Here is a 25,408-nt window from a genome sequence, read left to right as displayed (position 1 = left end):
TCGCTTCGTTGCGGGCCCGGGAAGGGGCCGAATGGATGCCTGGCTTTCAGTGTGCGGCAGGGCGGGTGACCAGCGTTACAGGTATTCCATTCAACGGATTGCGGCATCCAGTCCGGGCGGGTGGTCAGGCGTCAGCCAGGCCCCTCGCAATGCCGCGGGCCGCCGTTTGCAGGGCAGGAACCAGCGCCCGCAGCCGCATTTCCCGCAGCGGAACCACGACGCCGAGGGATGCCACCGCGCGCTGGCGGCGGTTCAGGACGGGCACGGCGATGCCCCACGTGTCCGGATCGACCACGCCCTTCAGCTGCGCGAAGCCCTGCCGCGAGGTATCGGCGAGCAGGGTACGGACGTCGTCGGCAACCAGCTTGCCGTACGGATCGTGGAACTGGGCGAGATACTCACCCTGCAGGGCCCTGTCCTGGTGGGCCATGAGCGCCAGCCCGGCGGACGAAATGTGGATGGGCATCCTGCCGGCCACCTGGGCCCGGTTGGCGACCGACCCGCGCCGGGAGAGGCGTTCGACGAACAACGCCTCCCAGCCGTCCAGTACTGCCAGGTTCACGTTCTGGTTCAGGACCTGTTGGATGTCCTCCATGAAGGGCATGGCCGCCTGCCGCAGCGCCAGGGCGGGCGAGGTACGGTTCACCAGCTCCCACAGCCGGAGGCCCGGGCGGACGATGCCGCCGGGGGCGGTTTCCAGGAGCCCGTGGCCGGCCAGCTGGCCCACCAGCCGGTGTGCAGTGGTCAGTGGGAGGCCTGCACGCTCGGCAAGCTCCGACAACCGGAGATCGGCAACGTCCTGCGGGAAGGCAGAGATCAGCCGCACAATCCGGTCCACCACCGAATCGCCCGAGTTTGAGTTTGCCACTGCCGCCGCCTTCCGTTGAACGGGAAGTCCAGCGTACCGCGGCCGGGCGGACGGAGGCCGACGGCCGGGTGGCGGTCAGGCCGCAGCAGAGATGCCGGTCCCGCCGGGGCGCAGCCGGCGCCACGCACCAGGAGCCAGTACAACCACGATGCCGACGGCGGCGCCGATGACGGTCTCGACGATGCGGTCCCGCAACAGGATGGACGCCGAGGCGGGGACCACCAGGAGCGTGGACACCAGCGCCAGCGGCGTGACGAACACCTGCGCGAGAAGGTACTGGCGGATGATGAACAGCTCGGCGCCGAACTGGCAGAGCGCCATGACCAGCACGGTCTGCCAGGGCTGCAGCCCCACGAGCAGGACGGCAGCCAGGACCAGCAGGCCGAGCACGGTCCCGATGATTCTTTGGATGCCGCGGCGCACCCGGTGCCTGGTGCTGTGGCCCACGAGGGGAACCACGGCGGCCACCATCGCCCAGTAGTTGTGGCCAAAGCCGAGCCGGCTTCCTGCCCAGGTGGCCAGCGACCCGGCCAGGCCCGCCGCCACCAGGTAGCCGAAGCCCTCGAGCCACGCCGTCCGCTTCTCAGCGGGGGTGCGCCGGATGCGGGGAGGCCTGGTCCAGGGGGTGCGGTGGCTGGGAAGGATCCTTGACGAGAAGCCGACGAGCAGCGCGAACATGGTGGTCAGGACCGCAACCAGCATGCCTTCCCACAGCGGCGGCTGGTTGGGGATGGAGGCGATGGCGGCGAACGCAAAAATGTGGAACAGGGAGCCGGCCGGGCGCAGCCGCAGCCAGGAAATCGCCACCGAGCAGGCGCCCGCCACCAGCGTGGTGGCCAGGACCAGCAGCCACGTGTGGGCGGCGGCATCCAGGCCCCAGGCAGGACCCATGCGGGCCGCGAGGGCGGCCAGGAAGATGACCAGCAGCATCAGCAGCCCGGCCCGCAGCTGCAGCACAAAGCGCACGGCGTGCGGCTCGCCGCGGCCATAGATTCCAGTGAAGGCTCCGAACGACGCGAAGATCGCAAGGTCCAGCCTGCCCAGCAGCACCAGTGTAATCAGGGGGACGAAGACGCCGACGGCGCACCTTATTGCCGGGTGGTGGTCTTTGTTGCCGGGGGCGATGCTGAACATCTCAGCAAGCATCTTCACGGGGGCAGCGCCTTCCTTGGGGGTGGATTCCGGGGTGGCGGCCGCGCTGACGTTCCTGGTAAATCCTACGCCGGAGGCCTCCGAAACCGGCCAACACGTTCCCATGAATGGAATCAGGAGGCAATGCGGCGGAAACAGCGCAGGCTGATGCTTGAGTCATGACCCGCACTCCGCGCAACACGCCTGCCGCCGAACTGAGCTGCGAAGTCTGCGGCCGGATGCCGGAGCCGCCCAAGGCCCGGCTGACCTTGGCCAACGTCGCTGCGATGCTGCCCATCGAGCTTCTGGTGCACGCCCTTGTGGTGGAGGCCCACCTCCCTTACGTGGCCAAGGTGCTGGTGCTGACGCTCACCGCCACGGTCCTGGTGATCTGGGTGGCCGAGCCGTCCGCCGCCCGGGTCCTTCGCAGCTGGCTGCACGCGCCGGCACTGCGTCACCGCCGGAGGCTGGCAGCGGCACCGTCGCTGTGGCGGGCGCGGACACTGCTCCGGGACGAGCCCGGGTCGCTGCAGCGGATCACGCGGGCTTTGGCCAGGCTGGATGCGAACATCCTTGGCATCCACGTCCACCCGGCACCGGGCGGAGTCCTGGACGAGTTCGTGCTCTCCGCCCCGGGCACCGTGAGTGAGCGTGAATTGCTGGCGGCGCTGTCCGACGGCGGCGGGAGCCAGCCGCACGTGTGGCCCACCACCGCACTGGCCATGGCTGACGGACAGACCAGGGCGCTGAGCCTGGCGTCGAGGATCGCGGCCGCCCCGGACGAACTACCCCTGGCGGTGGCCGAGCTGCTGCATGCGGGCATCGTTCCGCCGTCGGACGCCGGCACCAAAGGGTCCGACGACGGGACCCGGCTTAAGATCCCCACGGCATGGCACGGCCCCGTCACCTTCTCCCGGCCCGGCGAGCCGTTCACCCCGGCCGAATCGGCCCGTGCGCACCGCCTTGCGGAGCTTGCCGAGATCCTCTCGCACCGCCGGACGGATTCCCCGGCATAGACCCACGTCCAGTCACAATCCGTTGGCAGGCCAGCCGGCGCATCAGGACGGACAAAACCCTTGACAGTGGCGGGAGTCACTTCTACCTTTGATTTTGGGATCCCAAATTGGGATCCCAAAAAAGGGCACCGCTCGACGCTCCGGATCGTCCGGCGGCCACTTTTCCGGCCAGCAGGTCCAACCCTGCCGACGCCTATCACGCACCGCAAAACCCTCCCCATCCGTAAACTTCCCCGTGAAGGAGAAGCTGTGTCCATCCCAAACACTGAAACAGCGGCCACGTCAGACGAGGCCACGCCACTGACCCGTGAACAATCCGGAAAGGGCGGCACGCAACGGCGCACTGCCGTCCGCTGGAAACTCTTCCTGCTGCTCCTGGTGCTCGTGTCCGTCAACTACATCGACCGCGGATCCATCTCCGTGGCGCTGCCCATCATCCAAAAGGAATTCAACCTGGCGCCCGAACTGGTGGGCCTGCTGCTGTCCGCCTTCTTCTGGACCTACGCCCTGATGCAGGTTCCCGTCGGCTGGCTGATCGACAAGTTCGGTCCCCGCAAGGTCATGACCGCCTCCTGCCTCGGCTGGGGCGCGGCGACGGCGGCTTCCGGCATGGCCGGCGGCTTCCTGAGCATGTTCATCGCCCGCCTGGGAATTGGCGTGACCGAGGCCGGCGTGATGCCTGCCGGCGGCAAGCTCAATGCCATCTGGATGCACAAGTCCGAACGCGGCCGCGGCGCAACCATCCTCGACGCAGGCGCGCCCCTGGGCGCAGGCCTGGGCGGCATCATCATCGCCGGACTCATCGCCTCCACCGGCAGTTGGCGCTGGGCCTTCGTCATTGCAGGCGCTGCCACCGTACTCATGGGCCTTGCGGTTTGGTGGTATGTCCGGGATAACCCCCGCCAGCACCGGGGTGTCAACGACGCCGAAGCCTCCTACATCGAAGCCTCGCACCAGGCCGAGGACGCCGAAGCAGCCGTGGACGGCAGCAAGGGCAAGCGCGGCCTGCTCCCCTACCTGAAGTTCCGTTCCTTCTGGGCCATGTGCCTGGGCTGGCTGGGCTTCAACGGTGTCTTTTACGGCCTGCTGACGTGGGGTCCCCTGTACCTGGCCCAGGCCAAGGGCTTCGACCTGAAGACCATCGGCTGGTCCACGCTGGTGATCTTCGGCGCAGGGTTCGTCGGCGAAATTATCGGCGGCACCATCGCCGACAAGTGGCGCGCCTCCGGCGCCTCCGCCAACCTGGTCATGCGGACCCTGCTCGGCATCTCCAGCGCCATTGTCGTTGCCGGCCTGGTGGGCGTCACCGTGGTCCCCGACGCCACCACCGCCGTGGTCCTGCTCTCCGTGGTCCTGTTCTTCCTGCGCTGGGTGGGCCTGTTCTGGAGCATCCCCGCCATCCTGGGCGGCCGCACCAACGCAGGCGTCCTGGGCGGTGCCATGAACCTCAGCGGCAACATCTCCGGCTTCGTCACCCCCATCGTCGTCGGCCTCATCGTCGGAGCCACCGGCTCCTACACCTGGGCGCTGCTGTACTTCGTGGGTTCCGCGGTGATCATGGGCGCATCAGTCCTTACCCTGAACTACAACAAGCGGCTTCCTGTCTAAGCTGACCCTCGCAGGGAAACCTGCAAACAACGCCCCCGCAGCCGGGAGCAGTGCCGAACAAGAATCCGAATGGAGCATCATGCTGACCGCAGAAGAGACCCAGGACAAGGACCGCCCCCTCCGCGAGACTGTCCGGGACACCCTCCGCACCCGGATTTTCGAAGGACACTACGCTCCCGGCACGCGGTTGGTGGAGCGGGACCTGGCAGCCGAATTCTCCGTATCACGGCTGCCGGTCCGCGAAGCCCTTCGCATGCTGCGACAGGAAGGCCTGATCAGCGACCGCGGTGCCCGCGGCGCCGAAGTCAGCAGCCTTAGCCCGAAGGACGTGGAGGACCTTTTCGACGTCCGCCAGTCCCTGGAGGTCCTGGCTTGCCGGCTTGCAGCCAAGCGGGCCACCAAGGACGACCTTGCCTACCTCAAGCGGCTGCTGGACAACGCGGAGGCGTTCCTGGCCAAGGGTTCGGTCATGGAGGCCCACCGCTCAAACAGCGAGTTCCACGACGCCATCACCGGCATCGCGGACAACAACTTCCTCAAGTCCGCCCTGGAACCCCTCCAGGGACGGATGCACTGGCTGTTCCGGCACGTCAGCGACCTGCCCGAACTCATCCGAGAACACCGCGAGCTCTACGCCGCCATTGCCAGCGGGGACCCGGACAAGGCAGCCGCCCAGTCCGCCTCCCACATTGGAAAGTACCGGGACCAGTTCCCCGAGGACTTCCAAAAAACCGAACCAGAATTCCACCGGAAGAGAAAATGAAACTCCTGGTCATCAACCCCAACATCAGCGCCGATGTCACCGCGCTGATCGAATCCGAGGCGCTCCGCTCCGCCTCACCCGGCACTGAACTGCTGGTCCGTACCGCCGCCCACGGCGTCGAATACATCGAGACCCGTTTCGAATCCCTCATCGCCGCCGGCGCGGTGGCCGAAATCATCGCCGAACACACCCGCCCCGGAGCAGACCCCGTGGATGCCGTGGTGGTCGCCGCCTTCGGCGATCCAGGCATGCCTGCCCTGAAAGAACTGGCGGACGTTCCCGTCATCGGCATCACCGAGGCCGCGCTGTGCGGCGCGGCCCTGCAGGGCCACCGCTTCTCCATCATTGCCATTTCGGACCGGATCAAACCCTGGTACCGCGAGTGCGTGGAGCGGTTCGGCCTGTCCGGCCGGCTGGCCTCCATCCGCTCCATCAACGACTCCCTTCCCAGCATCGCCTCCGTCCAGGAGGACTTCCGGGAAACCCTGCTGGCACTGAGCCGGCAGGCCGTGGCAGAGGACGGCGCCGACGTCGTCATCCTGGCCGGTGCACCGCTGGCCGGACTTGCCCGGGAGCTCCGCGGACAGATCCCCGTGCCCGTGGTCGACGGCATTTCGGCCGGCATCCGGATGGCCGAGGCGGTGGCCGCCCTGCAGTCAGGCACCCACCGCTCCGGCGCTTTCGCGCCGCCCCCGGCCAAGGACCGCAAGGGACTGTCCGGCAACCTGGACGCGGCCCTCGCCGCCCGCCAGGAACGCGCCGGCACACCCCAGCCCACGGCCTGAACCACACGACCCAAACCCCAGGAGGACACCGATGTCCCACCAGCGAGACCTCGTCATTTCCAACGCCACCGTCGTCAACAGCACCGGCCGTCGGAAAGCCCACATCGTGGTCACCAACGGGCAGATCGCAGCCCTCGCGGACGCCGCCGGGCCCGTACCCGCGGCGGACCGCACCATCGACGCCACGGGCAAGCTCGTGATCCCCGGCGGCGTGGACGGCCACTGCCATGTTGCCCAGGTGACCGGGCGGTTCCGCACCCTCGACGACTACCGGACCACCTCCACGGCAGCACTGTGGGGCGGCACCACCACCATCATCGACTTCGGCATCCCCCGTGATGCCCAGGAAACCCCGCTGGCCGCCGTCCTGCACAAGAAGGAACTCGCCACCCAGTCACGCTGCGACGTGGCCCTGCACGGCGCCGTCATCAGCTGGGACGAGACCGTGCCATGGCAGCTGGAGCAGCTGGCTGCGGAGGGTGTCCGCTCGGTGAAGATGTACACCACCAACCGCGGCACCACCATGGCCGAGGGCGGAACCATCCTGAAAGTGATGCGCGAGATGGTGCGGCTGGACGGGCTCGCCTACATCCACGCCGAGCACGATCCCATCATTGCCGACTGCACCGAACAGCACGCCCAGGACGGCCTGATCGGGATCGAACACCTGCACCGGACCCGGCCCGAACTGGCCGAGGAGATCTCGGTGAAGGAGACACTGACCATGGCCGAATACACGGGGGCACCGGTCTACTTCGTGCACCAGTCCACGCCCGGAGCGGTGGACCTGGTCTCCCAGGCACGGGAACGCGGGTTTGAGGCGTACTCCGAAACCTGCCCGCACTACGTCACACTGGACGACACCGTCTATGCCTCCACCTTCCCCGAGTGGTTCGCCTGCTGCCCGCCCATGCGCAGCCCGGAAACCGTGGCCGCCCTCAAGGAGCGCCTGGTGTCCGGGGCCATCCACACCATGTCCTCGGACCACTCCTGCTATGACCTGTCCCAGAAGCGCGAGCGCACCGATGACGTGCGCGCCATGCCCCATGGTTTGCCCGGCGTGGAAACGCGGATGCCCGTCACGTTCACCACGATGACCTCCGCCGGCGCCACCGTTGAGCAGTTCGTCAGCGCATTCGCGTCCGAGCCCGCGCGGATCAACGCCGTCCCCGGCAAGGGCCGCATCGCCGAGGGCTTCGACGCCGACCTGGTCATCTTCGATCCCGCCGAGGAACGCACGGTCAACGGCGCTGGCCTGCACATGGGGACCGACTTCTCGCCCTTCGACGGGAAGGCACTCACGGGCTGGCCCGCCGTCGTGATTTCCAACGGGCGCGTGGTCCTGGACGCGGACGGCTTCCACGATCCGGGCGCCGCCGGCCGCTTCATCAACCGCAACGGCTTCCGGGAGCACCAGTCCGCCCACGAGGCCACCCTCCTCCCCGCCGCCCTCTAGGAGCCCACGAATGACTGCAAGCACCCGCCCCCGCAGGATCGGCATGATCGTGCCGTCCTCCAACACCTGCCTGGAACCCCAGACCTACCGCATCCTGGGCAGCCGCACGGATGTCACCGTGCACTTCACCCGGATCCCGGTCACCCGCATCGCCCTGGACGACTCGTCCGACCGCCAGTTCGACCCGGCCGTCATGCAGGAGGCAGCAAAGCTGCTGGCGACGGCGGACGTGGACGTGATTGCGTGGAACGGCACCTCGGGTTCATGGCTGGGTTCGGCGCACGACCAGGAACTGGCCGCTGGGATCACGGCCGCCACAGGCATCCCTGCCACCACCTCCACGCTCGCCTACCTTGAGGCCTTCCGGGCTTTCGGCACCGAACGGATCGGCCTCTTCACGCCCTACACGGAGGACGTGAACCACCAGGTCATCGCCTCCTATGAGCGCGAGGGCATCAAGACGGTGGACCACCGGGCGTTGGGCCTGAGCGACAACGAGTCCTTTGCCCGGGTCACCGACGACGAGATGCGTCCCGGCTCCCTGGAACTCGCCGCCGCGGCTCCCGACGCGCTGGTGTACCTGTGCACCAACCTGTACGGGGCCAACATCACGGCAGAGATCGAGCACGCCACCGGTGTAGCGGTGCTGGATTCCGTGGCGGTGACGCTGTGGCAGGCCCTGAAGCTGGCAGGCGCACCACTGCTGGATCCGCGCTGGGGCAGGCTGCTGGCGTAACCGCCCCCGCCGTCCGTGGTCCCTACATCCGCAGGGTCAGGGCTCCGGGCTCCATGGTCATCAGGACGTGCTTGCCCTCGCCTTCGTGGTCGCCGTCCAGCTGGTAGTCGTCATTGTGCTCAAGGGTGATCTCCACGGTCTTGCCCTGGAAGTACTCCACCGCGGTGTCCTTATTCCTGCCCCGGCCGATGATGCCGGCCAGCACGGACAGCCAGCCCAGCTTGCCGTGGTGGGGTGCCAGCACGGCAATGTCCAGGAGGCCATCGTCCACTTTGGCGTCGGGGAAGATTTCCAGGCCGCCCTGGACCTTGCCGCAGTTGCCCACCATCACGCTGCGGACACCGCGGTGCACCACGTCCTTGCCGTCGATCACCACGGTGGCCTTGACCGGCTTGCCGGGCAGGTTGCGGATCCCGGCGTCCACGTAGGCCAGCCAGCCCACCTTGTCCTTCAGGTCCTCATTGGTGTCCGCCATGATGGTGGCGTCATATCCGACGCCGGCCATGACCAGGAACACCTGTTCCTTGTCCGGGTCGTTGCGCCGCGCGCGGACCACGTCAATCTTCCGTTCGGTACCGATCAGGGCCCCGGCCATGGCGGCGTCGTAATCGGTCACGTCCAGGCCCAGGTTGCGGGCCAGCAGGTTGCCGGTCCCCAGGGGCAGCAGGCCCATGGGGGTGTCCCCGCCGGCCAGGACCTCGGCGACGCAGCGGACGGTACCGTCGCCGCCGGCCGCGATGACGATGTCCGCGCCCTGGGCCAGCGCTTCCTTGGCCTGGCCCACGCCGGGGTCCTCCTTGGTGGTCTCCAGCCAAATGGGTTCGCCCCAGCCGTTTTCCACGCAGTGCCTGGCCACCAGACCGCGCACGTCGATGTCCACCGGCTTGGCGGGATTGACGATGATGGCGGCACGTTTGGGCGAAGTGGAGCTGGTCTCAGTCATGGCGTCCTCTGATGGCGGATGTAAAGCAAGCTTCTGAGAGAAGGGTAACCCGGCGTGGGCTGTTCCCCTGCTACAGCGCCTTGACGGCGCCCAGCACCTGGGCCAGGGAGTCCTTGGCGTCACCAAACAACAGGGATGTCTGGGGCTCGTACAGCAGGTCGTTCTCGATTCCAGCGAAGCCCGGGCGCATGGAGCGCTTCAGGAACACCACCTGCCGGGCCTCCGCCACCTCCAGGATGGGCATCCCGTAGATCGGGGATCCGGAGGACGTCTTGGCGGCAGGGTTCACCACGTCATTGGCGCCCACCACCAAGGCCACATCGGTGGTCTTAAACTCGGGGTTGATCTCGCCCATTTCCTTGAGCGATTCATAGGGCACGTTGGCTTCAGCCAGCAGGACGTTCATATGGCCCGGCATGCGCCCGGCCACGGGATGGATGGCAAAGTCCACTTCGATGCCCCGGGCTTCCAGGGCCTGGGCCAGCTCGGCAGCCGTGTGCTGGCCCTGCGCCACCGCCAGCCCGTAACCAGGGACGATGATCACGCGCTGGGCATACCCCAGCAGCACCGCCACGTCCTCTGCCGAGGACGACCGGACTGGACGTTCGCTCACGGCCGTGGACCCCGCCGTCGAACCTCCCCGGAAAGCGCCGAACAGGATGCCCGCCACGCTCCTGCCCATGGCCGCCGCCATGGCCCGGGTGAGGATGGTGCCGGAGGCTCCCACCAGGGTCCCGGCCACCACCAGCAGGACGTTGCCCAGCACGAGGCCGGATGCCGCGACGGCCAGGCCGGTGAAGGCGTTCAGGAGTGAAATGACGATGGGAACGTCGGCGCCGCCCACGGGCAGCACCAGCAGGACACCGGCGGCCAGGCCCAGGACCAGCAGCAGGACCGCAAGCGGGACTGATCCGGTGAGGACCACGGCCACCGCCGCCGCCACCGCCGCCAGCAGGACCAGGGCCATCACCACCGGGAGTCCGGGAAACACCACCGGCCGGGTTGTCATGAGTTCCTGCAGCTTGGCGAACGTGATCCCGGAACCGGCGAAGGACACCGCACCCACCAGGAGCGTGAACACAATCGCCACCCGGACCCAGGGGTCCTCCGCATGGCCCAGCTCCAGGAGCGCCACCAGGGCCGCTGCGCCGCCGCCCACCCCGTTGAACAGGGCCACGAGCTGCGGCATCTGCGTCATCTTCACCCGCCTCGCCACGGGCGCCGCCACCGCGGAACCCACGGCGATGGCGGCCAGGATCCAGGGGATGTTCTCCAGCCGGGCGGACAGGAAGACGGTGACGACGGCGATCAGCGCCCCGAGTGCCCCCACCAGGTTTCCGCGGCGTGCCGTCCGGGGTGAACTGAGGCCGCGGAGGGCCAGGATGAAACAGACCGCAGCGGCGAGGTAGAGCAGGGAGGTCCAGATGGGGTCAAGGAGGCTCATTTGCTGCCTGCCTTGGGCTGGGCGCCTGCCTTCACGACGTCCTTTTTGCCGTGGAACATGTGAAGCATCCGGTCCGTCACCACGAACCCGCCCACCAGGTTGGCCGTGGCGAGGACGACGGCGAGCAGCGCCACCGCGAGCACCCACGGATCGGCTGCCTGGCCGGCGACGATGATGGCGCCCACCAGGATGATCCCGTGGATGGCGTTGGCACCGGACATCAGCGGCGTGTGCAGGGTGCTGGAGACCTTCGAGACCACCTCGAAGCCGACGAACACCGCCAGCACGGTGATGGTGAGCAGGGCGATTCCATCCATCAGCGTGTACCTTCCTGCCCGGCCGCAGCCTTGGCCGTCCGTGCCGCGAGCAGGTCCGCGGTGGGCCGGTGCCGCACCTCCCCGGCGTGGGTGAGGCAGGCGCCGGCCACCACTTCGTCGTCGAAATCCAGCGTGAGGCTTCCGTCATGGACCAACAGGGCCAGCAGGTTGGCTACGTTCTTGGCGTACAGCCGGGAGGCGTCCGACGCCATCGCGGACGCCGGATCCTTCAAGCCCACCAGGGTGATGTGTCCGGTTCCATCGGCTGTGGGGATGGAAATGTCCTCGCCTGCCACCGAGCCTTCGACGTTGCCGCCGGATTCCGCGGCAAGGTCCACCACCACCGAACCGGGGCGCATGCCCTGGACCATCCCGCGTGTCACCAAGAGCGGGGCGGGGCGTCCGGGGACGGCCGCCGTCGTGATCAGGACGTCCGACTGCGCCACGTGGGGTGCCAGCAGCTGCCGCTGCCGGGTGCCGGCGTCGGAACTGAGCTGCCGCGCGTAGCCGCCGGCCGCTTCAGCGGTTTCCAGGTCCAGCCGGATGAAGGTGCCGCCCATCGACGCGACCTCGTCGGCGGAGGCGGGACGGATGTCGTTCGCGAAGACCCGGGCACCCAGCCGCTTGGCGGTGCCGATCGCCTGCAGGCCTGCCACGCCGGCGCCGAGCACCAGGACCCTCGCCGGCGGAATGGTCCCTGCCGCGGTCATGTACAGCGGGAAGAACCGGGGCAGCCTGATGGCGGCCTCCAGGACGCAGCGGTACCCGGCCACCAGGGCCTGGGAAGTCAGGGCATCCATGGACTGGGCGCGGGAAATGCGGGGCACCAGTTCCAGGGCGAAGGAGGTGATTCCATTGTCAGCGAGCGCCTGCACCGCGGGCAGTTCGGACGACGGCGACGCGAGGCCCACCGTTACGGCTCCCCTTGGCAGGGACGCGGCAAAGTGCGGGTCAAGGGGCCTGACGTGGGCCAGGACATCCAGGGCCGTGGTGTCCAGTACGGGGACGATGGTGGCACCGGCCTGCTGGTAGGCGGGATCGGCATGCCCGGCGCCGTCCCCCGCCCCGGCTTCGACCAGGACGTCCAGTCCCATCGCCGCCAGCTGCCTGACCGTATCCGGGGTGGCGGCCACACGCCGCTCGCCCTCCCGGCGTTCCCGCGGAATCCCCAGTTTCACCCGCCGACTCCTCTTCCTGACGAGCAGTGCAGCGGCTCTGCTGCACGCAGTTGGCTTGAGTCTAAAGCGCGACGGCCCGCGGCGGGAGTAGCCGGCAGGGAGGTTGTGGGTAACGATTCGCCTGTCAGCCGCCTCTTGCCGGGCGGCGGCGCGACCGGCCTGAACGGCGGGGATTACTTGTTGCTGGCGCGGATGGCGTCCGCCACGCTTTCCAGATGGACGCGCATGGCCTCCGCGGCGGCGTCGGCATCGTGCGCGCAGACGGCTTCAATGACGGCAAGGTGCTGCGGGAGCGAGACAGCCGGACGTCCCGGCTGGCGTGCCAGCCGGAACTGGAAACGGACGGCCTGTCCGCGGAGCCGCTGGATGGTTGCCGCGGCGGTCTTCTGCGCGCTCATGGCAATGATTTTTTCGTGCATCGCCTGGTTGCCTTCCGAGTAGGACTCGCGGTCTCCCCGGTCCACGGCGCCCTTCATCCGGGCCGCCAGCTCCTGCAGCTCCGCGATGTCACTGTCCGTGGCCCGTTCCGCGGCCTTGCGGGCACACAGCGCCTCCAGCGCAGCCCGCACCTCGGTGATTTCAACGGCCTCCTCCACGGAGACGGCCCGGACCCTGGCCCCGCGGTTCTGGACGCGTTCCACCAGGCCTTCCACGCTCAACTCCGAGAGGGCCACCCTGATGTTTCCGCGGCTCGCCCCATACTCGGCAGCGAGGTCGCCTTCCACGAGCCGCTGGTTGGGAACCAGCTCCCCGCTGACGATGGCGGTGCGCAGCAGCTCCGCGAGCTCGGCAGCCGTGAGGGCCCGGCCCGTTCCATCCACGGTTTCCACTGCCCACCATCTCCCTGTCCGGCCGGTTGCCAATTTCGCTGACAATTTCCGGATTCAGCGTACTCCAGACCTGTTTGCGCTGGCCCCCCAAAGCATTGATTGTTAGCTATATTGCTGACAACATTTGCTTGTGCGGTTATCGAGTTAGAACGGCGCATGCTCCTGGCAGGCGCCCCTGCCAGGAGCATGCGCGATGATTATTGACATCCACGGCCACTACACCACGGCGCCGGCCGCCCTTGGGCTGTGGCGTGACCGGCAGGTGGCGGCCCTGCAGGATCCTTCACTGGCACCTTCCCGAACCGACCTGTCAATTTCCGACGACGACCTGCGCGAAAGCATCGAGGCGAACCAGCTGCGGCTCATGGACGAACGCGGCATCGACCTCACCGTCTTCTCGCCGCGCGCGTCCTTCATGGCCCACCACGTAGGCTCCTTCGAAACCTCGGCGGAGTGGGCCGCCATCTGCAACGAACTCTGCCACCGGGTCAGCCGGCTCTACCCGGAACGTTTCGTCCCCGCGGCGATGCTCCCCCAGTCTCCCGGCGTGGACCCCGCCACCTGCCTCCCCGAACTTACGCGCTGCGTGGAGGAATACGGCGCCGTAGCCTTGAACCTGAACCCCGACCCGTCCGGCGGCCACTGGACTGCCCCGCCCCTGACCGACCGGTCCTGGTACCCCGTCTACGAGAAGATGGTGGAGTACGGCATCCCGGCCATGGTCCACGTCAGCACCAGCGTCAACCCCGCGTTCCACACCACCGGCGCGCACTACCTCAACGCGGACACCACCGCGTTCATGCAGCTCATCCAGGGGGACCTGTTCAGGGACTTCCCCACCCTGAAGCTCGTCATTCCCCACGGCGGCGGTGCAGTTCCCTACCACTGGGGAAGATTCCGCGGGCTTGCCATGGCCATGGGGAAGCCCGCGCTGGAAGAGCACCTGCTGGGAAATGTCTTCTTCGACACCTGCGTGTACCACCAGCCCGGAATCGACCTGCTGCTGGAAGTCATCCCCACGCAGAACATCCTCTTCGCCTCCGAAATGATAGGCGCCGTCCGGGACATCGACCCGTGGACCGGGCACCACTTCGACGACACGGCACGCTACATCGACGACGCCGGCCTGGACGAGGCAGAACTCGGTGCCGTCCACGAGCACAACGCCCGTACCGTCTATCCGCGCCTCGATGCCCTGCTCAAGCGGCAGGGCAGGTGAGATGCCTTCGAAGGGAACCAGGATGCAGGAACTAGGGGTGGTCCACACCAACATCACCCGCGCACCGGAGGACGCCGTTAAGGCCCTCTCCGCCTTTGGCGTCAGCACGGTCCATGAGGCGATGGGCAGGCTGGGACTCATGCGCCCCTACATCCGCCCCGCCTACCCCGGCGCCGCCCTGTGCGGCACCGCTGTCACCGTCCTGCTCCAGCCCGGCGACAACTGGATGCTGCATGTTGCAGCCGAACAGGTCCGCCCCGGAGACGTGGTGGTGGCTGGCTGCACCACCGAATGCGAGGACGGCTTCTTTGGCGAACTGCTGGCAACATCGCTCCGGGCACAAGGCGCAGCCGGCCTGGTCATCGACGGCGGCTGCCGCGATGTCGCCGCGCTCCAGGCCATGGACTTTCCCGTGTTCAGCCGGGCCATTAACTCCAAGGGCACCGTCAAGGCCACCCTGGGCTCGGTGAACATCCCGGTGGTCTGCGCCAACGCGCTGGTGAACCCCGGGGACGTGGTCATTGCCGACGTCGACGGCGTGGTGTTGGTGCCCGCCGCCCGCGCCGCGGAGGTAGCGGCAGCCGCCAGGAAACGCGAAGACAACGAAGAAACCAAGCGCGGGCGGTTCGCCGCGGGAGAGCTGGGCCTGGACATCTACAACATGCGCGGACCGCTGGAGGAAGCCGGACTGCGGTACGTGGACTGAAGCCCGGGCCCCTGCTATCCCCGGGCGGTAAGGTCGGCCGAAATCAGCCTGGCAGTGGCAACAATCTCCTGCGCCACCGATGCCAGGTACGCCTGCGGGTCCGGCTTGGCCTCCACGGACTGGGCCTGCAGCGACACGTTCACCGCCGCCACCACCTTGGCCCCGTCATAGACCGGGGCTGCCACGGACATGAGGCCCAGCTCCAGCTCCTGGTCCAGCAGGCACCAGCCCTGCGCCCGTACGGTTTCCAGCACCCCCACCAGCTGGTCCACGGAGCCCAGGGCACGCGGAGTGAGCGGCCTGACCTCGGCGGACGCCAGGTAGGCCTTCAGGTCCGCCGGCGGGAGGTAGGCCAGCAGCACCCGCCCCATCGAGGTGGCATAGGCCGGGAACCGGGTACCCACGGTGATGCCCACGGTCATGATCCGGCGGCTGGTCACCCGCGCGATGTAGGCGATGTCCGTTCCGTCCAGCACCGCTGCGGAAGTGGATTCGCCCAGCTTGAGGGACAACTCCTCCAGGTGCGGCTGGGCCAGCTGCGGCAGTGACAGCCCGGAAAGGTACGCGTACCCCAGCTGAAGGACCTTGGCCGTGAGTGCAAAGGTCTTCCCGTCGGTCCGCACGTAGCCGAGCTCCACCAGCGTGTGCAGGAAGCGCCGCGCCGTGGCCCGGGTCAGGCCGGTGCGGGAGGCGACCTCGGTGAGCGTCATGACGGGGCGGTCGGCGTCGAAGGCACGGATTACCGCCAGCCCCCGGGCCAGCGACTGGACATACTGGTCGCCGGCCTGCGGGGCGGGCCTGGTGTCGGTACCTGCGGCGTCGGTCATGGTTACCAATCCTAGGATGCGCCCGGGCCCTGGCGTCCGTCGGCGGGTGCGGCCGTGAGCGGGACCGGCACCAGTTCCTGGAGTTCTTCGAGGGTGCAGCCGAAGGTTTCGCGGACGGAGACGCCGTCCGGGCCGGTGAGGAAAACGCCCTTGTCCGTGTAGACACGGGTGACGCAGCCGACGCCGGTGACCGGGTAGGTGCACGCGTCCACGATCTTGGAGGCCCCTTCCCGGGTGAGGAGGGTCATCATGACGAAGACGTCCTTGGCGCCGGTAGCCAGGTCCATGGCACCGCCGACGGCGGGAATCGCCCCGGGTGCGCCGGTGTGCCAGTTCGCCAAGTCCCCGGTGGCGGAGACCTGGAAGGCGCCCAGGACGCAGATGTCCAGGTGGCCGCCGCGCATGATCGCGAACGAGTCAGCGTGGTGGAAGTAGGACGCGCCCGGGAGTTCGGTGACGGGGATCTTGCCGGCGTTGATGAGGTCGCCGTCGATCTCCTCGCCCTTGGCTTCCGGGCCCATGCCGAGCATCCCGTTCTCCGTGTGGAGGGTGATGTTCTGTTCCTCGGTGAGGTAGTTGGACACCAGGGTGGGCTGGCCGATGCCCAGGTTCACGAAGGACCCGGGGGCGATGTCCCTGGCCACCAGCTTGGCCAGGTCGTCCCGGCCCAGCGGGGTTTCGGAGGTCTTGATGCTGGTTTCGGTGAGGCTCATCTCAGGCCGCCTTTCCTGCCGTGCTGCCGCTGCCGGCAACTTTGACGATGCTGTTGACGTAGATCCCGGGGGTCACGACATTCTCCGGGTCCAGCCCGCCGGTGGGGACGATCTCGGAGACCTGGGCGATGGTGTGCTTCGCGGCCGCGGCCATGATCGGACCGAAGTTCCGTGCCGTCTTGCGGTACACCAGGTTGCCCTTCCCGTCCGCCTTTAGGGCCTTGATCAGGGCGACGTCGGCGTGGATGGGGGTTTCGAAAACCTGCCACTTGCCGTCCAGGAACCGGGTTTCCTTGCCCTCGGCCAACATGGTGCCGTAGCCGGTGGGTGTGAAGAACCCGCCAATCCCAGCTCCCGCGGCGCGGATCCGTTCTGCCAGGTTGCCCTGCGGCACCAGTTCGAGTTCGATCTCGCCGGCCTTGTACTTGGCGTCGAAGTGCCAGGAATCGGACTGCCGCGGGAAGGAGCAGATCATCTTCTTCACCCGGCCCTCCTTGATCAGCAGTGCCAGGCCCTGGTCGCCCTGGCCGGCGTTGTTGTTCACCACGGTCAGGTCCTTGGCGCCGCAGTCCAGCAGCGCGTCGATCAGTTCGAACGGCTGGCCGGCGTTGCCGAACCCGCCGATCATCACGGTGGAGCCGTCCTTGATGCCGGCGACGGCGTCCTGGACCGAATCTACGAAGTTCAGCATTACTGGTCCTTTCCAGCGGTGACGTTTTCGAGGACGACGGCCAGGCCCTGGCCGACGCCGATGCAGATCGCGGCCACGCCCCAACGTTCGCCGGAGGCCTGCAGGGACCGGGCCAGGGTGCCCAGGATCCGGGTCCCGGACGCGCCCAGCGGGTGTCCCATGGCGATGGCCCCGCCGTGCCGGTTCACGATCGAGTGGTCGACGCCCCAGGCGTTGATGCAGGCAAGGGACTGCGCGGCGAACGCTTCGTTAAGTTCGACGGCGCCCACCTGCTCCCAGCCGATGCCCGCCTTTTCGAGGGCCTTGTTCGCCGCCTCGACCGGGGCGTAGCCGAAGTACTGCGGATCGTTGGCGTGTGCGCCGCGCCCGGCGATGCGCGCCAGCGGGTCCAGCCCGAGCAGCCCGGCGGCGGCCTCGGATCCGATCCAGGCCGCGGAGGCGCCGTCGGACAGCGGGGACGCGTTGCCCGCGGTGACCGTGCCGTTCTCTGCCCGGAACACGGTCTTGAGACCGGCGAGCTTCTCAGCCGAAGACCCGGCGCGGATGCCTTCGTCGCGGACCAGGTCGCTGCCCGGGACCGGGGTGACCAGGTTGTCGTAGAAGCCCTCGTCCCAGGCGGCGGCGGACAGGTTGTGGGAGTTGGCTGCGAACTCGTCCTGCGCCTCCCGGGTCACGCCATACTTTTCGCGGAGCCGCTCGGTGGCCTCGCCCAGGGAGATGGTCCATTCCTTGGGCATCGCCTTGTTCACCAGGCGCCAGCCCAGCGTCGTGGACGCCAAGGTCATGTCCCCGGCCGGGTACGGCTTCTCCGTCTTGGGCAGCACCCACGGCGCACGGGACATCGACTCCGCGCCACCGACGAGCATCAGGTCGGCATCGCCGGCGTTGATCTGGCGGGACGCAATGATCGCCGCGTCCAGGGAGGAGCCGCAGAGCCGGTTCACCGTGGTGCCGGGGATGGACACCGGCAGGCCCGCGAGCAGGGTGCCCATCCGGGCGATGTTGCGATTCTCCTCACCGGCACCGTTGGCGTTGCCGAACACCACCTCATCAATCCGCTCGACGTCGAGGGACGGTGCGCGCTTTACGGACTCCTTGATCACGTGCGCTGCGAGGTCGTCCGGACGGACGGCGGCAAGGCCGGAGCCGAACTTGCCGAACGGGGTGCGCACGGCGTCGTACACAAAAGCCTGGTTCATGGGGTGGTGTCCATTTCTCGAAAGACCTGCTGGGCGGTCTTGAAGGCGGTGTTGGCGGAGGGGACTCCGCAGTAGATGGCGGTCTGCAGCAGGATTTCCTTGATGTCGTCCCTGCTGAGGCCGTTCCGGAGGGCGGCGCGGATGTGCATGGCCAGCTCCTCCCAGTGGCCGTGCGCCACCATGGCGGTGATGGTGACCGCGGAGCGCATCTGGCGGGTCAGGCCGGGCCGGGTCCAGATTCCGCCCCAGGCGATGCGGGTGATCATGTCCTGGAAGTCGTCGGTGAATTCGTCCTTGTTGGCGTTGGCCCGGTCCACGTGCGCGTCGCCCAGGACCTGGCGCCGGACGGCCATGCCGCCGTCGTAGATTTCCTGGCTGGTGGCGCCGGGCTGGACCACACCGTGGCGCTCAGCCCCGTCGTGTTCAGCGCCGCTCACTTGGCTGCCTGCCGTGATTCGGCCCAGGAGGCCAGGCTGCGCATCAGGTCCGCGACGTGGGCCGGTGCCTCGGCGGGTGCCAGGTGCGAGATGCCCTCCACGGTCACCGCCGTCGCGGTGCCGCCACCTGCGGTGATACCCGCTGCCACTTCCTCGGCCATGGCGGGCGGCGCTACGCCGTCCAGTGCGCCGGCGATCACCTGGGTGGGGACGGTGATGCTGCCCAGCTCTTCCCGGACATCGAAGGCGGCCAGCGCTTCGCAGCAGAAGGCGTAGCTGAAGCGGTCGGCGTCGCGCAGGGCGTGCAGGAGCCTGCTGCTGAAATTGGGTTCCCGGTCCATGAAGCCGGGCGCGAACCAGCGCTCGGCGGACCCCTGGATCATCACGGGCGTGCCCTGGGTGCGGACGGTTTCGGCGCGCTCCAGCCAGCCTTCGGGGGTGCCGATCTTGGCGCCGCTGTTCTGCACGGAGAGGCTCTTGAGCCGTTCACCGTGCTTGATGCCAAGCTGCAGGCCCACCGCGCCGCCCAGGGAAACCCCGGCGTAGTGGAAGTTTTCGCCGGGGGCGATGGAGTCCACCAGGTCCACGACGGCGTCGGCAAGCGCGGCGACGTCGAACCCTTCGCCGGCGGCGGGCGAAACCCCGTGGCCGGGAAGGTCCCAGGCCACCACGTCGTAATCGTTGCCGAGCAGGGATGCCACCTTGTTCCACAGGATCGTGGAGGTGCCCAGGGAGGGACCTGCCACGATCAGGGGGTGGTCGCCCAGGGGTCGTTGCGGGGACAGCAGCGCTGCCTTCAAGGCCGGCTTAGCCACGGGAAGCTCCATTCGCGTCGGTGGGGGTGGAATCAAATTCGGGGTAGGCGGCAAGGATTCGGCGGCTGATCTCCACCGATTGGCCCAGGTAGCTGGCGGGGTCCAGGAGTTCCTCCAGCCGGGCGTCCGGGACGACGGCGGCGGGGACGGCCTCGCGGAACAACTTCCGGTAGGTCGCGGCCTGCTCCGAAGGGGTTGCGTCGAGGGTCCGGTCCACCACCTGCTGCAGCTGCTGCTTGCCGGTGCGGCCGTCCTGCTCCGAAAGCAGCGGAGCCACGGCGGCGGTGACGCCTTCGGCCAGCAGCAGCGGGCCGGACAGGTCGAGGTTGCGGCGCATGCCGTCCGGGAACACCCGGAGCCCTTCGGCGAGTTCCCGGAGATGCCCGGCAGCGCCGAGGGCCAGTGCCAGCAGCTGGCGGAGGGCCGGCCATTCGGTGTGCCAGGCGCCGTCCGGGCGTTCGTCGTTGAAGTTGGCGGCGGCCGCATGCAGCTGGGCGGCCAGCTGCGGCGCCTGGAGAGCGGCGCTCCGGACCAGGACGGACAGCACGGGGTTCTGCTTCTGCGGCATGGCCGAGGAGACACCCCGCCCGGCGGCCCGCGGCTCGGCGACCTCAGCCACCTCGGGCCGGCTCAGGAACAGGACGTCCGCGGCGATCTTGCCGCAGGCGTCCAGCACGGATGCCAGGGCATGGCCCAGGGAGGTGATGGCCAGGCGGTTGATGTGCCAGGGGGCAGCGGCCGGGGCCAGACCCAGCTGGGACGCCAGGGCGTCGGCCAGGGTGAACGGTGTGGCGTCGGAGCCATCCGTCAGCACGGTTCCGGCAGCGAGGGTTCCCGCCGCGCCGCCGAACTGGACCGGGAATCCGAGGCTTTCCAGTTGCCGCCCCGCGGCGGCCAGGCCCTGGAACCACTGTGCGGCCCGCAGCCCGAACGTATACGGAAGCGAATGCTGCGTCAGGCTCCTGCCCACGCACAGCGTGTCCGCATGCTGTCCGGCAAGGTGCGCGAGCGCCGTCGTGGTGGCTTTCAGGTCCGCCAGCACCGCGTGGACGGTGTTGCGGGCCAGCAGCATCAGGGCGGTGTCCAGCACGTCCTGGCTGGTCAGCGAGGTGTGCACGGCCTTCGCGGCCCCCACGCCGGCGGCATCGAGCGCCGCCACGTTCTTCCGGAGGTCCGCCAGCAGCGGGATCACCGGGTTGCCGCCGCCCTGGGTGCGCAGCGCGATACCGGCCAGGTCGTAGCGGCCGGCCTCGGCAGCGGAGGCGACGACGGCGGCCGAACCTGCAGGGGCCAGCCCGGCCCGTTGCAGCACGGCTGCCCAGCCGGCTTCGACGGCGAGGATGGCCGCCAGCACTGCCCGGTCCCCCGTCAGCGCCGCCACCAACGGCGACGCTGAGACGGGGGTGAGCAGGCCGGCGTCGGCCTCTTCCGCGAAGGCGCGCAGGTCTCCCAGGGCGGCGGCGTGCGTCACTGGAAGTCCAGGAAGACCGTCTCGCCCTCACCCTGGAGGCGGATGTCCCAGGTGAGGCCGCCGTCAGCGTCGCGGCGCGCGATGAGCGTCTGGCGGCGCTCCGGGTCCAGTGAGCTGAGCAGGGGGTCGTTGGCCAGTGCCTCGGTGTCCTCCGGCAGGTAGATGCGGGTGAACAGCCGGTTGGTCAGGCCGCGGGCGAAGAGCGCCACCGAAATGAACGGCGCCGCGCCGGGCTTGGTGGGGCCGGGGTTGACGGTGGTGAAGGTGAAGACGCCCGTGTTGCCGACGGCGCCGCGGCCCCAGCCGGTGAAGGTGTAGCCGTCGCGGACCAGGGAACCGGTGCGCTGGACAACCTTGCCCTCGCCGTCCGGCTGCCAGATTTCCAGGATGGCGTCCGGGATGGTGTGGCCGGCGCCGTCGTACACGGTGCCCTGCAGGCGGATGGAGCCCGGGAAGCCGGGGGGCAGGAGTTCGTTGTCCTTCTCGAACGGGAGCGCGTAGCCGTAGAACGGGCCCACGGTCTGGCCGGGGGTGGGTACCAGTTTGGTCATCTTTCCTACTCCTCGTCGCCTGCGGCGCCGAGCGCCTCGTTTTCGGTCCAGGTCCGCTTCGGGCCGGTCAGGACGATGTCCCAGTTGTAGCCCAGCGCCCATTCGGGCTCGGTGATGCTGTGGTCATAGGTGGCCACCAGCCGGTCGCGGGCATCCTGGTCCACGATGGTCTGGTAGATCGGGTCCAGCGGGAACAGCTGGTCACCGGGGAAGTACATCTGGGTGATGATGCGCTGGGTGAACTCGGTGCCGAACAGCGAGAAGTGGATGTGTGCCGGCCGCCAGGCGTTCAGGTGGTTCTTCCACGGGTACGCGCCGGGCTTGATGGTGATGAACCGGTAGGAGCCGTCCGGGCCCGTGATGCAGCGGCCGATTCCCGTGAAGTTGGGGTCGATGGGCGCGGGGTGCTGGTCGCGCTTGTGGATGTAGCGGCCGGAGGAGTTGGCCTGCCAGATCTCCACGAGCTGGCCCGCCACCGGCCGGCCGTCGCCGTCCAGGACCTTGCCGGTGACGATGATCCGCTCACCGAGGGGCTCGCCGTTGTGCTGGATGGTCAGGTCCGATTCCAGGGCGTGCACGTCCTGGTGCCCAAAGGCCGGCGAGTAGAGCTCGATGGTTTCCGGGTCGGCGTGCTGCAGGCTTTTGGTGGGGTGGCGCAGGATGCTGCTGCGGTACGGCGGGTAGTCCAGCCGGGGCTGGATCTCCGGCTGGCCGCCGTCCTTGAGCGCGCGCCGGTAGGCCTCGCCGATGGCGTTGATCTCTGCGCTGAGGTCCGCCTGCGACTCGCTGGCCTGGTCCAGGGGCTGGTGGGCAGCCTTCGGTTCGGCCGGGGGCACGAGCTCCTCCGACTCCAGCTCGGCGTTGATGTCGTCCTTCACGGCTGGCTCCTTTCTGATCTGTTGGGTGTGTTGCGTCTGGGTGGTGCGGGTTTAAGTGGTGCGGTGCAGCGAGTCGTACTGGACCGCGTGCCGCACCGGGGCGTTGGGTGCGCCGTAGCCGTCGTAGCCGCCGCGGCGTTCCACCATTTCGAAGAACACGCTGCCCACGGTCGCGGTGTAGAAGTGCAGGAACTCGCCGTCGGCATCCCGGTCGAAGAGCAGGTTGAGCTCCTGAAGCGTGGCCAGGAATCCGGGTTCCAGATCGAACCGGGCGTCCAGGTCCTCGTAATAGTTGGCAGGGATCTGGAGGAATTCCAGGCCGCGCTCCCGGGCGGCACGGGCGGTGGCCACCAGGTCCTCCACGGCGAAGGCAATGTGTTCCTGGTAGGTCTTGCGGGCCTCGTTCCGGGCCTGCTGGATGGGGGCGAGGTTCAGGACCAGCCGCACCGCGCCGTCAGAGGTCTGCATGACCTGCGAGCGCACCAGGCCGCTGGGGCTGGGAACCTCGGCGAAGGGCTGCGGCTCCAGGGCCAGGGCGCTGGTGTAGAAGAGGACAGCTTCATCGAAGTGCTGCCACGGCTGGGCCAGGTTGACGTGGTCAATGACCGCCGTGGTTCCGGCGGACGGGTGTTCCAGCCCTTCGCCGAATTCGTGCGTCCACGCCGCCGTGCCGTCCGGGCTGCCCTGGCAGAGGAAGATTTCAGTGGAGTCAGGTGCGGCGATGCCCTGGAACACTTCCTCGTCCGCCTGGACCTTCCGGGCCACCACGGGGGCCTTGAGCTGCTGGGCGCGCGCTGAGGCAATGACGGGGGAATCGACGTCGAACCCCAGCGCGGCGATGGCCGGTTCCGCGTGCTGCGCCGCCTGTTCGTTGATGATCACCCGGGCCTGGCCCATGGTCCAGAGCTGGACGTCCTTGGTCCGGTGACGGCCTTCGAACTGGAAACCGAGCTGGCCCAGGAGCTTCTCCAACTGGACGGTGTCGTCGGCCTTGACCTCGGCGAAGTTGAACCCGGCGGGCTCGTTCACTTTGGGCAGGGTGGCCAGTTCCATGGGATAACGACGGCGGAGCGCTGCTGCGTTGCCGGGCGCGGCTTCGGTGCCGGCGAGCCATTTGGCGCTTTGCTCCTCCAGCCAGATCAGGGAGCGCATCGCATCCACGGCGGTGCGTTCCACGTCGGACTGGCGGAAGACGTCGTTGAAGACCTCGAGCGAAACCGGCCCCGTGTAGCCGGCGCGGACCACGTGCCCCATGAACCTGGCAAGTTCGAACTGCCCCTCGCCCGGGAAGACCCGGTAGTGGCGGCTCCAGGACAGCACGTCCATGGAGAGCTTGGGGGCGTCCGCCACCTGGACGAAGAAGATCTTCTCCGGGTTGAACGCCTCGATGTGGGATGTTTCCCAGTCGCGGGAGAGGATGTGGAAGGAGTCCAGGCAGGTGCCCAGGTTGGGGTGGTCCACCATCTCCACCAAGCGGTGGGCGTGCTCGTAGTCGTTGACGTACTTGCCCCACGCCAGGGCCTCGTAGGCCACCTTGACGCCGTGGTCCCCGGCCAGGTTTGCCAGCTGCGCCAGCTGTTCGGCGCGGACGCCGTCGTCGTCGATGGTTGCGGTAGCTACGTTGGAGCAGACCAGGATGGTGTCCATGCCCAGGCGTTCCATGAGCTTGAACTTGGCCTCCGCGCGGCGGAGGTTGGCCTTGAGCAGGTCCGGCGTGACGCCGTCGAAGTCCCTGAACGGCTGGTACAGGTCCAGGCCAAGGCCCAGGTCCGCGGCCATCTTCCGCACGTCCTCGGGGCTGAGCGGGGACGTGACCAGGTCCTGTTCAAAGATCTCGATCCCGTCGAAGCCGGCGATGGCGCAGGCCTGCATCTTTTCCTTGAGGGTGCCGGAGAGGCAGACGGTGGCGATTCCGGTGCGCATCAGGCGGCCACCTCCTCGGCGGCCACGAGTTCCAGGAAGTGTGAGCGCATCCGGTCCGGGTCGGCGTCCAGCCCGGTGAAGATCCGGAAGGCGTCGGCTGCCTGGCCTACCGCCATCCGGCCGCCGTCCAGGACCTCGCAGCCCTTGGCGCGGGCGCCGCGGACCAGTTCGGTGTCGATGGGGCGGTAGACGATGTCCGCCACCCAATGCCGGCGCTCCAGCAAGTCCATATCCAGCGGAACTCCCGGGTGGGCTGCCATGCCCACCGGCGTGCAGTGCACCAGGCCGTCGGCCGCGTGCATCAGCTGCGGCAGCTCCGTCGTCGTGCGTGCCGTGACGGTGCGGCCCGGGAAGAACCCTGCCAGTTCGGCGGCGCGCTCTGCGGCGCGCTGGGGATCCATGTCCACCAGGTCCAGGGATTGCACGCCGGCGCTGAGCAGGGCGTAGGCGACCGCGGAGCCGGCACCTCCTGCGCCGAGCTGCACCACGCGGTCCAGCCGGGCGCCGGGCAGGCCCGATGCCAGGGCGGAGGCGAAGCCGGAGAAGTCCGTGTTGTGGCCGATGAAGCGGCCGTCCCGGATGACCACGGTGTTCACTGCACCGAGCCGGCGCGCGTCCGGGCTGACCTCGTCAAGGTGCTGCAGGACCAGTTGCTTGCACGGGTGGGTGATGTTCAACCCGTTGAATCCCAGGGTGCGGGCGCTCCGCAGGATGTCGCCCACCGCCTCTCCGGTCAATCCCAGCTCGAGCAGGTCGATGGGCCGGTACAGGTAGCGCAGGCCCTGCACGTCACCTTCCCGTTCGTGCATGGGCGGCGTGAGCGATGGCGTGACGCCGTCACCGACCAGTCCCACCAGGTAGGACTCAGTTCGAATGCTCATGCGTGCAGCTCCTTTGGTACGG

Annotated in this window: 26 protein-coding genes; 8 read left to right on the top strand and 18 right to left on the bottom strand. The window is 68.3% G+C overall.

Going from position 1 to position 25,408, the window contains the following annotated elements; all coding sequences use genetic code 11:
- Positions 1–124: 124 nt before the first annotated feature.
- Complete coding sequence (locus ACFVTD_RS11230; RefSeq protein ID WP_387562410.1) at positions 125–868, bottom strand: IclR family transcriptional regulator; 744 nt, start codon at positions 866–868, stop codon at positions 125–127.
- 75 nt (positions 869–943) lie between these two features.
- Complete coding sequence (locus tag ACFVTD_RS11225) at positions 944–2,020, bottom strand: FUSC family protein (RefSeq protein ID WP_387562688.1); 1,077 nt, start codon at positions 2,018–2,020, stop codon at positions 944–946.
- A 158-nt stretch (positions 2,021–2,178) separates the two neighbouring features.
- On the opposite strand from ACFVTD_RS11225, the gene ACFVTD_RS11220 reads away from it, so the two are divergent.
- The 6 genes from ACFVTD_RS11220 to ACFVTD_RS11195 all read left to right on the top strand — a co-directional run bounded on the left by ACFVTD_RS11220 (position 2,179) and on the right by ACFVTD_RS11195 (position 8,363).
- The gene (locus ACFVTD_RS11220; protein WP_387562407.1) at positions 2,179–3,015 is read left to right on the top strand and encodes an ACT domain-containing protein; all 837 of its coding nucleotides are present in this window, start codon (positions 2,179–2,181) and stop codon (positions 3,013–3,015) included.
- Between the two features lie 249 nt (positions 3,016–3,264).
- Positions 3,265–4,623, top strand: a complete 1,359-nt coding sequence (locus ACFVTD_RS11215) for an MFS transporter (protein ID WP_387562404.1) — start codon at positions 3,265–3,267, stop codon at positions 4,621–4,623.
- A gap of 79 nt (positions 4,624–4,702) precedes the next feature.
- Entirely contained in the window at positions 4,703–5,386 is a 684-nt protein-coding gene (locus tag ACFVTD_RS11210; protein WP_387562401.1) for a GntR family transcriptional regulator, read from the top strand.
- On the top strand, positions 5,383–6,171 hold the full coding sequence (locus ACFVTD_RS11205; RefSeq protein ID WP_387562398.1) for an aspartate/glutamate racemase family protein: 789 nt from the start codon (positions 5,383–5,385) through the stop codon (positions 6,169–6,171). The genes ACFVTD_RS11210 and ACFVTD_RS11205 overlap by 4 nt, the downstream gene beginning before the upstream one ends.
- Before the next feature lie 31 nt (positions 6,172–6,202).
- Entirely contained in the window at positions 6,203–7,627 is a 1,425-nt protein-coding gene (locus ACFVTD_RS11200) for an amidohydrolase family protein (RefSeq protein ID WP_387562395.1), read from the top strand.
- Positions 7,628–7,637: 10 nt separating this feature from the next.
- Entirely contained in the window at positions 7,638–8,363 is a 726-nt protein-coding gene (locus ACFVTD_RS11195; protein WP_387562392.1) for an Asp/Glu racemase, read from the top strand.
- Positions 8,364–8,385: 22 nt separating this feature from the next.
- Here the strand turns inward: ACFVTD_RS11195 and ACFVTD_RS11190 are convergent, their stop codons facing one another.
- From ACFVTD_RS11190 to ACFVTD_RS11170, 5 genes are all read right to left on the bottom strand, one after another.
- Positions 8,386–9,306: a diacylglycerol/lipid kinase family protein gene (locus tag ACFVTD_RS11190; protein WP_387562389.1), complete on the bottom strand. Its 921-nt coding sequence runs from the start codon at positions 9,304–9,306 to the stop codon at positions 8,386–8,388.
- A gap of 70 nt (positions 9,307–9,376) precedes the next feature.
- Positions 9,377–10,750 carry an NAD(P)(+) transhydrogenase (Re/Si-specific) subunit beta gene (locus tag ACFVTD_RS11185; protein WP_387562386.1) on the bottom strand — a complete coding sequence of 458 codons (1,374 nt, stop codon included), beginning with the start codon at positions 10,748–10,750 and terminating at the stop codon, positions 9,377–9,379.
- Positions 10,747–11,067, bottom strand: coding sequence for an NAD(P) transhydrogenase subunit alpha (locus ACFVTD_RS11180; RefSeq protein ID WP_387562383.1), 321 nt, complete (start codon positions 11,065–11,067; stop codon positions 10,747–10,749). Before ACFVTD_RS11180 ends, ACFVTD_RS11185 begins: the two co-directional genes overlap by 4 nt.
- Positions 11,067–12,245, bottom strand: coding sequence for a Re/Si-specific NAD(P)(+) transhydrogenase subunit alpha (locus ACFVTD_RS11175; protein ID WP_387562380.1), 1,179 nt, complete (start codon positions 12,243–12,245; stop codon positions 11,067–11,069). The genes ACFVTD_RS11180 and ACFVTD_RS11175 overlap by 1 nt, the downstream gene beginning before the upstream one ends.
- 173 nt (positions 12,246–12,418) lie before the next feature.
- Positions 12,419–13,075, bottom strand: coding sequence for a GntR family transcriptional regulator (locus ACFVTD_RS11170; protein WP_387562377.1), 657 nt, complete (start codon positions 13,073–13,075; stop codon positions 12,419–12,421).
- Between the two features lie 193 nt (positions 13,076–13,268).
- Between ACFVTD_RS11170 and ACFVTD_RS11165 the strand changes: the two genes are divergently transcribed.
- Both ACFVTD_RS11165 and ligK read left to right on the top strand, forming a co-directional pair.
- Positions 13,269–14,294: an amidohydrolase family protein gene (locus ACFVTD_RS11165; protein ID WP_387562374.1), complete on the top strand. Its 1,026-nt coding sequence runs from the start codon at positions 13,269–13,271 to the stop codon at positions 14,292–14,294.
- Between the two features lie 22 nt (positions 14,295–14,316).
- A complete protein-coding gene (gene ligK, locus ACFVTD_RS11160) occupies positions 14,317–15,000 on the top strand; it encodes a 4-carboxy-4-hydroxy-2-oxoadipate aldolase/oxaloacetate decarboxylase (RefSeq protein ID WP_387562685.1) in 684 nt (227 codons plus the stop codon).
- A 14-nt stretch (positions 15,001–15,014) separates the two neighbouring features.
- On the opposite strand, the gene ACFVTD_RS11155 is transcribed toward ligK, so the two are convergent.
- The 11 genes from ACFVTD_RS11155 to ACFVTD_RS11105 are packed head-to-tail and all read right to left on the bottom strand — an operon-like array spanning position 15,015 to position 25,386.
- Entirely contained in the window at positions 15,015–15,827 is an 813-nt protein-coding gene (locus tag ACFVTD_RS11155; protein ID WP_387562371.1) for an IclR family transcriptional regulator C-terminal domain-containing protein, read from the bottom strand.
- 11 nt (positions 15,828–15,838) lie between these two features.
- Positions 15,839–16,540 (bottom strand): 3-oxoacid CoA-transferase subunit B, encoded by a 702-nt coding sequence (locus tag ACFVTD_RS11150; protein WP_387562368.1) that lies wholly within the window; start codon positions 16,538–16,540, stop codon positions 15,839–15,841.
- A gap of 1 nt (position 16,541) precedes the next feature.
- Entirely contained in the window at positions 16,542–17,231 is a 690-nt protein-coding gene (locus ACFVTD_RS11145) for a 3-oxoacid CoA-transferase subunit A (protein WP_387562365.1), read from the bottom strand.
- The gene (locus ACFVTD_RS11140; protein WP_387562362.1) at positions 17,231–18,430 is read right to left on the bottom strand and encodes a thiolase family protein; all 1,200 of its coding nucleotides are present in this window, start codon (positions 18,428–18,430) and stop codon (positions 17,231–17,233) included. Before ACFVTD_RS11140 ends, ACFVTD_RS11145 begins: the two co-directional genes overlap by 1 nt.
- Positions 18,427–18,867, bottom strand: a complete 441-nt coding sequence (pcaC, locus tag ACFVTD_RS11135; RefSeq protein WP_387562359.1) for a 4-carboxymuconolactone decarboxylase — start codon at positions 18,865–18,867, stop codon at positions 18,427–18,429. Before pcaC ends, ACFVTD_RS11140 begins: the two co-directional genes overlap by 4 nt.
- Positions 18,864–19,682: an alpha/beta fold hydrolase gene (locus tag ACFVTD_RS11130; RefSeq protein WP_387562356.1), complete on the bottom strand. Its 819-nt coding sequence runs from the start codon at positions 19,680–19,682 to the stop codon at positions 18,864–18,866. The genes pcaC and ACFVTD_RS11130 overlap by 4 nt, the downstream gene beginning before the upstream one ends.
- On the bottom strand, positions 19,675–21,153 hold the full coding sequence (locus ACFVTD_RS11125; protein ID WP_387562353.1) for a lyase family protein: 1,479 nt from the start codon (positions 21,151–21,153) through the stop codon (positions 19,675–19,677). Before ACFVTD_RS11125 ends, ACFVTD_RS11130 begins: the two co-directional genes overlap by 8 nt.
- Positions 21,150–21,704, bottom strand: coding sequence for a protocatechuate 3,4-dioxygenase subunit alpha (gene pcaG / locus ACFVTD_RS11120; protein ID WP_387562350.1), 555 nt, complete (start codon positions 21,702–21,704; stop codon positions 21,150–21,152). The genes ACFVTD_RS11125 and pcaG overlap by 4 nt, the downstream gene beginning before the upstream one ends.
- 5 nt (positions 21,705–21,709) lie before the next feature.
- Positions 21,710–22,582, bottom strand: a complete 873-nt coding sequence (gene pcaH / locus ACFVTD_RS11115) for a protocatechuate 3,4-dioxygenase subunit beta (protein ID WP_387562347.1) — start codon at positions 22,580–22,582, stop codon at positions 21,710–21,712.
- Between the two features lie 51 nt (positions 22,583–22,633).
- Positions 22,634–24,505, bottom strand: a complete 1,872-nt coding sequence (locus tag ACFVTD_RS11110; protein ID WP_387562344.1) for a bifunctional sugar phosphate isomerase/epimerase/4-hydroxyphenylpyruvate dioxygenase family protein — start codon at positions 24,503–24,505, stop codon at positions 22,634–22,636.
- On the bottom strand, positions 24,505–25,386 hold the full coding sequence (locus tag ACFVTD_RS11105) for a shikimate dehydrogenase (protein ID WP_387562341.1): 882 nt from the start codon (positions 25,384–25,386) through the stop codon (positions 24,505–24,507). Before ACFVTD_RS11105 ends, ACFVTD_RS11110 begins: the two co-directional genes overlap by 1 nt.
- Between the last annotated feature and the right edge of the window lie 22 nt (positions 25,387–25,408).

This window comes from Pseudarthrobacter sp. NPDC058119 (assembly GCF_042884655.1).
Classification (GTDB): Bacteria; Actinomycetota; Actinomycetes; order Actinomycetales; family Micrococcaceae; genus Arthrobacter.
This window is presented reverse-complemented; position numbering and strand designations above follow the sequence as displayed.

What these genes read in the sequence shown, in the direction of transcription:
- ligK (WP_387562685.1), top strand. Translation starts at nt 14,317, where the DNA reads ATGCAGGAACTAGGGGTGGTCCACACCAACATCACCCGCGCACCGGAG.
- ACFVTD_RS11210 (WP_387562401.1), top strand. Translation starts at nt 4,703, where the DNA reads ATGCTGACCGCAGAAGAGACCCAGGACAAGGACCGCCCCCTCCGCGAG.
- ACFVTD_RS11205 (WP_387562398.1), top strand. Translation starts at nt 5,383, where the DNA reads ATGAAACTCCTGGTCATCAACCCCAACATCAGCGCCGATGTCACCGCG.
- ACFVTD_RS11180 (WP_387562383.1), bottom strand. Translation starts at nt 11,067, where the DNA reads ATGGATGGAATCGCCCTGCTCACCATCACCGTGCTGGCGGTGTTCGTC.
- ACFVTD_RS11220 (WP_387562407.1), top strand. Translation starts at nt 2,179, where the DNA reads ATGACCCGCACTCCGCGCAACACGCCTGCCGCCGAACTGAGCTGCGAA.
- ACFVTD_RS11140 (WP_387562362.1), bottom strand. Translation starts at nt 18,430, where the DNA reads ATGAACCAGGCTTTTGTGTACGACGCCGTGCGCACCCCGTTCGGCAAG.
- ACFVTD_RS11105 (WP_387562341.1), bottom strand. Translation starts at nt 25,386, where the DNA reads ATGAGCATTCGAACTGAGTCCTACCTGGTGGGACTGGTCGGTGACGGC.
- pcaG (WP_387562350.1), bottom strand. Translation starts at nt 21,704, where the DNA reads ATGACCAAACTGGTACCCACCCCCGGCCAGACCGTGGGCCCGTTCTAC.
- ACFVTD_RS11185 (WP_387562386.1), bottom strand. Translation starts at nt 10,750, where the DNA reads ATGAGCCTCCTTGACCCCATCTGGACCTCCCTGCTCTACCTCGCCGCT.
- ACFVTD_RS11165 (WP_387562374.1), top strand. Translation starts at nt 13,269, where the DNA reads ATGATTATTGACATCCACGGCCACTACACCACGGCGCCGGCCGCCCTT.
- ACFVTD_RS11145 (WP_387562365.1), bottom strand. Translation starts at nt 17,231, where the DNA reads ATGCTGAACTTCGTAGATTCGGTCCAGGACGCCGTCGCCGGCATCAAG.
- ACFVTD_RS11150 (WP_387562368.1), bottom strand. Translation starts at nt 16,540, where the DNA reads ATGAGCCTCACCGAAACCAGCATCAAGACCTCCGAAACCCCGCTGGGC.
- ACFVTD_RS11195 (WP_387562392.1), top strand. Translation starts at nt 7,638, where the DNA reads ATGACTGCAAGCACCCGCCCCCGCAGGATCGGCATGATCGTGCCGTCC.
- ACFVTD_RS11155 (WP_387562371.1), bottom strand. Translation starts at nt 15,827, where the DNA reads ATGACCGACGCCGCAGGTACCGACACCAGGCCCGCCCCGCAGGCCGGC.
- ACFVTD_RS11200 (WP_387562395.1), top strand. Translation starts at nt 6,203, where the DNA reads ATGTCCCACCAGCGAGACCTCGTCATTTCCAACGCCACCGTCGTCAAC.
- ACFVTD_RS11110 (WP_387562344.1), bottom strand. Translation starts at nt 24,505, where the DNA reads ATGCGCACCGGAATCGCCACCGTCTGCCTCTCCGGCACCCTCAAGGAA.
- ACFVTD_RS11190 (WP_387562389.1), bottom strand. Translation starts at nt 9,306, where the DNA reads ATGACTGAGACCAGCTCCACTTCGCCCAAACGTGCCGCCATCATCGTC.